5 protein-coding genes are annotated in these 7,855 nt (G+C 67.4%); all 5 read left to right on the forward strand.

Annotated features, from left to right (window positions below; all coding sequences use genetic code 11):
• The first annotated feature begins 40 nt into the window (after positions 1-40).
• The 5 genes from BM109_RS41555 (at position 41) to BM109_RS02175 (ending at position 7,796) form a co-directional block, all read left to right on the forward strand.
• Positions 41-2,125 carry a GNAT family N-acetyltransferase gene (locus tag BM109_RS41555; RefSeq protein ID WP_256222275.1) on the forward strand — a complete coding sequence of 695 codons (2,085 nt, stop codon included), beginning with the start codon at positions 41-43 and terminating at the stop codon, positions 2,123-2,125.
• Positions 2,107-3,417, forward strand: a complete 1,311-nt coding sequence (locus BM109_RS02160) for a lysine N(6)-hydroxylase/L-ornithine N(5)-oxygenase family protein (protein WP_093340178.1) — start codon at positions 2,107-2,109, stop codon at positions 3,415-3,417. The genes BM109_RS41555 and BM109_RS02160 overlap by 19 nt, the downstream gene beginning before the upstream one ends.
• A gap of 184 nt (positions 3,418-3,601) precedes the next feature.
• The gene (locus BM109_RS02165) at positions 3,602-4,198 is read left to right on the forward strand and encodes an RNA polymerase sigma factor (protein ID WP_093340179.1); all 597 of its coding nucleotides are present in this window, start codon (positions 3,602-3,604) and stop codon (positions 4,196-4,198) included.
• A gap of 5 nt (positions 4,199-4,203) precedes the next feature.
• Positions 4,204-5,241, forward strand: a complete 1,038-nt coding sequence (locus BM109_RS02170; protein ID WP_093341218.1) for a FecR family protein — start codon at positions 4,204-4,206, stop codon at positions 5,239-5,241.
• A 167-nt stretch (positions 5,242-5,408) separates the two neighbouring features.
• Positions 5,409-7,796, forward strand: coding sequence for a TonB-dependent receptor (locus tag BM109_RS02175; RefSeq protein WP_093340181.1), 2,388 nt, complete (start codon positions 5,409-5,411; stop codon positions 7,794-7,796).
• The last annotated feature ends 59 nt before the right edge of the window (positions 7,797-7,855 follow it).

Raw genomic sequence — 7,855 nt, forward strand, 5'->3', positions numbered from 1 at the left:
CGGATATGCATCCATTCATAGATGCGACTGCGACGCCCCCATGCCACTGCATCCCGATCTCGAAGCCTTCCTCGAACTGGCCGCCCTCGCCGAAGAGGATGGACGCGCACCGATGTGCGAGCTGGAGCCCGCGCAGGCGCGAGCCAGCTACGACCAGTCGACCCTCGCGCTGGACGGCGTCGGGCCCGAGCTTCCGGTCGAGGACATCGGCTTTCGCGCCCGCGACGGCGCGACGCTGCGCGCCCGGCTGTACCGGGGCGGCGATGCGGGCACGCCGCTGCCGACCCTGCTGTACTTCCATGGCGGCGGCTACGTCGTCGGCGGGCTCGATTCGCACGACGCGCTGTGCCGCGCGCTGGCGCAGCGCACGCCCTGCGCGGTGCTGGCCGTGGACTACCGGCTCGCGCCGGAACACAAGTTCCCGACCGCCTTCCACGACGCCGAGGATGCCGCCCTGTGGCTCGCAGCGCAGGGCGTCGCGCACGGCCTGGACCCCACGCGCGTGGCCTTCGCCGGCGACAGCGTCGGCGGCACGCTCGCCACGGCCCTGACGCTGGCCGCGCGCGATGCCGGACGCCCGCAGCCGCTGCTGCAGGTGTTGCTCTATCCCTGCACCAGCATCCGCCAGGACAGCGACTCGCACCGGCGCTACGCGAGCGGCCACCTGCTCGAGCAGCGCACGCTGCAATGGATGTTCGGCCACTACCTGCGCAGCGAGGACGACCGCGCGGACTGGCGCTTCGCCCCGCTCGCCGCGCAGGACCTGTCGGGTCTCGCGCCCGCGCACCTCGTGCTGGCCGAGTACGACCCGCTGGTCGACGAAGGCCGGGCCTATGCCGAGCGGCTGCAGGCGGCCGGCGTGCGCACGCAATGGCAGGTGTACGAAGGCATGGTCCACGACTTCGCCCGCCTGAGCCAGGTGGTGGAGGAAGCCGACACCTTGCGCTCGTCGATCGCGCGAACGCTGGCCGAGGCATTCGGACGCGCACGTGTCGCCGCAGCCGTGCCGGCATCGGCGATCGGCGCCTGGGTGTTCCATGCGCACCCCGACGGCGATCCGCTCGAGGTGCGTCTCGACACCTCGAAGCTCACGGTCGGCCCGCAGGCCGGCCAGGGACCGACCAGCCATTGGCTGCTGCACGAGCAGGCCGGTACGCTGCGCCTGGACGGGTCGAACAGCCACGACGCCGAGCCCGCGCAGACCCATCTGCTGGCCGCCATCGAAGCTGCCTTCGTGCGCCATCCGCAACGCACCACGCTGTCCCTGCGGCTCGCGCCATCGAACCCGGCAGGCCTCGCGCGCCTGGTCGATGCCGGCGCGGCGAGCCTGCCGCCGGGCCCCGATGCGATCGTGGCGCGCGAAGCCTTCTGGCAACTGCCGCGCGTGTGGCAGCGCGGGCCGCGCGAGCCCTTCGCGCAGCGCTACACGCTGAGCCAGGGCCGCCGCCATCCGCTGCGGCCGGTCAAGCCGGCCGGCACCGTCTATCAACGCCACATCCCCTGGCTGTCGCAGACGCTGTCGCTGGACACGGTCGACATCGAGCGCGACCTGCCGGCCTTCCATCGCTGGATGAACGATCCGGTGGTGGCGCACTTCTGGGAAGAACAGGGCGAACTCGCCAGGCATCACGCCTACCTCGAGACGATCGCGGCCGACCCGCGCGTGACGGGGCTGATCGGGCGCCTCGACGGCGAGGCCTTCGGCTACTTCGAGGTGTACTGGGCCAAGGAGGACCGCATCGCGCCCTTCTACGACGCGGGCGACCACGATCGCGGCTGGCACGCGCTGATCGGCGAGGCGCGTTTTCGCGGCAAGCCCTTTCTCACGGCCTGGATGCCTTCGGTGTCGCACTACCTGTTCCTCGACGACTGCCGCACGCAGCGCATCGTGATCGAGCCGCGCGCGGACAACCACAAGATGATCAAGAGCCTGGGCCGCTGCGGCTACGCCCACGTGAAGGAATTCGACTTTCCGCACAAGCGCGCGATGCTCGGCATGCTGCTGCGCGAACGCTTCTTCGGCGAAGCCCTCTGGATTCCCCAGGGGGACGCCACCGTCTCGCCACCTTCGGCCGATCGCGCCGAACCTCCCCTCAAGGACATTCCATGCAAATCCACGACCTGATCGGCATCGGCTTCGGCCCGTCCAATATCGCGCTGGCGATCGCGCTCGACGAGAAGCGCCACCACGGCCAGTTCGTGGATGCCCTGTTCATCGAGAAGCAGCAGGGCTTCGTCTGGCACAAGAACATGCTGCTCGACAACGCGCACATGCAGATCTCGTTCATCAAGGACCTGGCGACGCTGCGCAATCCCTCGAGCCGCTTCACCTTCCTGAACTACCTGCACGAGAAGCAGCGCTTGCAGGACTTCGTCAATCTCAAGACCTTCTTCCCGAGCCGGCACGAGTTCAACGACTACCTGGGCTGGGCCGCGGCGCAGTTCGAGGACCGCTGCGCCTACGGCGAGAGCGTGTTCGAGGTGGTGCCGGAAATGCGCGGCAGCGAGGTGCAGCTGGTGCGCGTGCGCTCGCGCCAGGCCGACGGCAGCGTGCGCGAGCGGCTGGCGCGCAACCTGGTGGTGAGCGTGGGCGGCGTGCCGAAAATCCCGGCGCGCTTCCAGCCCTTCAGGGACGACCAGCGCGTGTTCCATTCGAGCAGCTACCTCGAGGCGATCGCGCGGCATCCGAAGGCCGAGCGCATCGCCATCGTGGGCGCGGGCCAGAGCGCGGCCGAGATCTTCATGGACCTGCAGAGCCATCCGAACAAGCCCGCGGTCGACCTGATCATGCGCGCCCGCTCGATCAAGCCTTCGGACGACAGCCCCTTCGTGAACGAGATCTTCAACGCCGACTTCACCGACTTCGTGTTCAACCGCTCGCAGCCCGAGCGCGCCGAGCTGCTGGAGGAGTTCTGGCACACCAACTACGCGGCGCCGGACCTGGAGCTGATCCAGCAGATCTTCAACGTGTTCTACCGCCAGCGCGTCGCGGGCGTGGCGCGCCACGGCTTCCTGCGCCGCCACGAGGTGTCGGCGGTGCGCGCGGCGGCGGACGGCATCCACCTGTGGCTGCACGACCTCAACACCGACCAGCGCGCCGAGCATGGCTACGACGTCGTGGTCCTCGCCACCGGGTACGAGCGCGACGGCCACAGGACGCTGCTGGATCCGCTCGCGCCGTACCTGGGCGACTTCACGGTCGATCGCCACTACCGGCTGCAGGGCACGCCGGAGCTGAAGCCGGGCATCTTCCTGCAGGGCGCCTGCGAAACCAGCCACGGGCTCAGCGACACGCTGCTGTCGGTCACGGCCATCCGCTCCGACGAGATCGGGCAGGCGCTGCTGGAAGCGAATCCACGGCCGGCGCAGCAGGCGCATGCCTCAGGGCGTACGCCGCTGCCGGCCGCCGTGATTTAACGCTTTGGACATCGCGCGGTGATACACTTAATAAGAATCGTTCTTATTACAGATCCCCGGGATCGACCCAGCGCGCTGCCGTATCGCCGGCTCGTCATTCCTAGCCGGAGCTGACGAGCCCGAAGGCAAGACCAGCGACCGGGCTCCCGGGGCCCATCGTCGATGCTTGCGAGAAGGCGGCCGGATGCGCGACCTCGTCCAGGAACTTGTAGCTCACTATGCGGACTTGCGCCGACAGCTCACTCGCGACCTGAGGGATCCCCACTACGCGGCGGACATCGCGCAGTCGAGCTTCGAGCGGGTGTTCGTCCAGGCCACGAAATCGTCGGGTAGCGACGACGCTAAGGACGGCTCCAGCATCGAATCGCCGCGTGCCCTGCTGTTCCGCGTGGCCCGCAACCTGTGCATCGACGAGGCGCGCCGACGCAAGGTGGCGCAGGAATGGGTCGGCACGCAGGCAGCGGTCGGCGCGCACCTCGCGGCACCTTCCAGCGAGTACCTGCTGGCGCAGCAGCGCGTGCTCGCACGCGTGGTTGCGACGCTGGAGAAGCTCACGCCCCGGCGGCGCGAAGTCTTCCTGCTCTTCCGGGCCTACGGCCACACGCGCGCGGAAATCGCGCAGCAGCTCGACATCACCGAGATGGCCGTGGCCAAGCACCTGCTGCGCGCCACCATCGACTGCTCGCGCGTGTTCGCCGAACTGCGCGAAGAGCTGATCGCGCCGCCGCACGTGCAGAACCACGCGAGCTTCGACGGCACGCTGGCCGAAGACTTCTCGTGAACGGCATGGCGATCGGAGCGCCGCGCGAACGGCTGGTCGAGCGCGCCCTCGCGCTGATCGTGGAGAGCGAGATCGCGCCGGGCGAGATCTCGCAGCACAGCCGCGTGGCGCTGAACCAGTGGCGCAGCAAGTCGCCCGAGCATGCGGCGGCGCTGCTGGAGGCACGCCATCGCTGGAATGTGCTCGGCGGCATGGCCGACGACCTGCGCGCGCACTTCGACGCCCCCGAAACCAACATGGCGGCCAACGCCGCCGCATCGGGCCGCGGGCCGCAACGGCGCAAGCTGCTGCTGTCGATCGCGGGCCTGCTGGGCAGCGGCGTTCTCGCCGGCCGCGGGGTGCAGTGGTATTGGCAACAGCCGGTCTTTCAGGCCTCCTACGACACCCGCACCTCGCAGATGCTGAAGCTGGCGCTGCCGGATGGCGTCGACGGAATGCCGGGCAGCCAGCTCGACATGGCGCCGCGCAGCAGGATCGACGTCGCGCTGTATCGCCAGCGCCGCGTCGTCGAGATGGCGCAGGGCGAGGTGCGATTCGAAGTGGTGCACGACGACAAGCGGCCCTTCCAGGTGCGCACGCGCGGCGCTGTGATCAAGGTGGTCGGCACGGTCTTCACCGTGCGCGACCGCGGCGGGCCGATCACCGTCGGGGTGGAGCAGGGCCATGTCCGCGTGCAGATCCGTACCGACCGGCAGGACGGCAACGCATCCTCGGTGCAGGTCATCGACCTGCGCGCGGGAGAACTCGTGGAAGTGAAGGACGGCCACGCCAACGCGGTCAGGCAGTCCGATACCCGCGCGCTCTCGGCGTGGCGCGACGGCTGGCTGGTGTTCGACAACACGCCGTTGGGCGATGCACTGGCGTCGGTCAACAACTACCGCACCCGGCCGATCGTCAGTTCCAGCACGCGCATCGACGCCCTGCGCCTCTCGGGCCGCTTCCGCACCACGGATTCGGCGGGACTGGTGGCGCTGCTGCCGACGATCCTGCCCGTCACGACCGCCACCCTGCCCGATGGCAGCGTGGAATTGCGGGCGCGCTGAGAAAAAGAGCGTCGTACAGGCCTCGCGGTGGGCCACGGCCGAAACAGGCTGTCTCTGTTTGGCGAGTTCGAACGTCTTACTTTGAGAAGCGGCGGATCTCCAATTTTCTGGAGTCCTGTCGCCAAAAGTACGAATACGTCGCATTTACTTAACTGGAGCCCTGACCCATGCGTTCTTCGCCTCGACACCGTATCCTGAGTGCCGCCATCGCCACAGCCTTCGGGACCACCTTCGTCAGCTGGAGCGACCCGGCTTCGGCCCAGGCGGCCGCACAGGCGACCGCGCCAACCTTCGACATCAGCGTGCCGGCGCAGCCCCTGGCAGCGGCATTGAACGAGCTGTCGCGTCAGACCGGCACCCAGGTGCTGGCATCGGGGGACACGGTCTCCCGGATCAACGCGCCGGCCGTATCGGGTCGCCTGACGCTTCAGGAAGCGCTGGACAGGCTGCTGGCAGGCAGTGGCCTGAGCGCCGTGCGCGAAGGCCGCGCCGTTGTGATCCGTACCGCGACGGCCGCCGACGCCGGCAAGACCTTGCCGCAGGTGATCGTCACGGCCGCGCTGGAATCCGACTCATCGGCGGCGCTCCAGAAGGACGGCACCGCAGCGGACGGCTATCGCGCCAAGACCGTGTCCTCGGTCGGCGCCCTGGGCAGCATGAGCCTGCAGGACACGCCTTACTCGATCAGCGTGGTCCCGCGCGAACTGATCCAGAACATCCAGGCGCAATCGCCCGACGACATCTACAAGCTCAATCCATCGACCCGCACTGCCACCCCGCAGATCACGAGCTGGAGTCCGCTGGTGAGCATCCGCGGTTTCGACGGCTCCAACGTCGCGGAAGACGGCATGCGCCGCAACTACAACCATGCCGCGGTGATCGAGGACAAAGAGCGGGTCGAAATCCTCAACGGGCTGTCGGGCTTCCTCTACGGCTCCGCCACGCCGGGCGGGATGATCAACTACGTCTACAAGCGCCCGACCATCGAACGCCTCAACAGCATCACCGTCGGCAACTACGGCGGGAACCAGGCGTATGTCCACGGCGACTTCGGCGGCCGTTTCGATGAGGCCGGCCGTGCGGGCTACCGCTTGAACGTCGTGAAGCAGGACGGCAACACGCCCATCGACGACCAGCGGATCAACCGCGAACTGATCAGCGCCGCCGTCGACTGGCAGGTCACCGACAAGCTGCTGCTCGAATTCAACGCGGTCTACAACAAGTACAAGACCTCCGGCACTTCAGCCTATTGGTCCTACGACATACCGCATGGCCGCGCGCCGGATGCCAGGAAGAACTGGAGCCAGCCGTGGATTCGCGACGAGTTCGAGAACACCAAGCTCATGGGCAAGGCCACGTACCGCATCAACGACAACATCACTTTGCGCGGCACCTACATGCGCGACGGCATCGACCGCCCCACGCAGGATCACTCGCTGAACAGCGTCAGTTCGCCCGGCGAGTTCACGCAGATCCGGCTGCGCTCGGGCCGTACGAAAGACACCTTCGATGCTGCCTCGGCCCTGGCCGACATCAGCTTCGACACCGGCCCGATCTCCCACAAGATGACCCTGGGCTACTACATGTTCTCCGACAAGTCCTGGGGTACGCGCAGCAACCCGAACACGGGTTACGAGGGTCCGTACCCGATCTTGCAGCCGACCTACGTGCCCGAGCCGTATTTCCCGCCCAGCCTCTATTCGCCTTACTACTCGGGCCGGGTCCGGAACAACAACCTCGTCATCGGCGACAACATCAAGTTCAACGACCAGTGGTCGATGCTCGTCGGCATCAACCGCAGCAACATCCGCACCGAGGCCCGGACCTCGGACGGCGACCGCGCGCAGCCTGACTACAACAAGAGCCGCAACTCGCCATCCGTCTCGCTCATGTTCAAGCCCGTGCCGTGGCTGACCACCTATGCCAGCTACATCGAGGGCCTGGAACCGGGTGGCATCGCCCCCGATACCGCCGTCAACTTCGGTGCCGTGCAGGCCCCCATGGTCAGCAAGCAGAAGGAGATCGGCGTCAAGGCCTCCGTCGGCAACATGCTGCTGACTGCGGCGCTGTTCGACATCGAGAAGGCCTACGAATTCATCGACAGCGACAACGTGTACACGCAGAGCGGGCGCCAGAACCACAAGGGCTTCGAGTTCAATGCCTCCGGCAAGCTCACCGACAAGCTCACCATCGTGAGCGGCATCACGGCGCTGAGCGCGAAGGTGAAGGGCTCCGAATTCAACGGGAAGAGTCCGCTGAACGTGGCGAAGGTCCTGGCCAAGATCTACTCAGAGTACGAGCTCCCGGTCCCCGGCCTGAGCCTGACCGGCGGCATCTACTACACCGGCCGCCAATGGGCCGATGCGGCCAACACGGACCGGTTGCCGTCCGTGACCACCGCCGATGTCGGCCTGCGCTATGCCACCAAGGTGTCTGGGAAGCCGCTGACGCTGCGCCTGAACGTGAGCAACGTCGCCAACAAGAGCTACTGGCTGAACGCCTACTATGTCGGTGCGCCGCGCACCGTCGCCTTCTCGGCGCAGATGCAGTTCTGACGCACGCGCACCCGGTAAAAAAACCCGTCCATCGCTGGACGGGTTTTTTTTCGGCTCCT

The sequence above is a fragment of the Variovorax sp. PDC80 genome, assembly GCF_900115375.1.
Taxonomy (GTDB): Bacteria; Pseudomonadota; Gammaproteobacteria; order Burkholderiales; family Burkholderiaceae_C; genus Variovorax.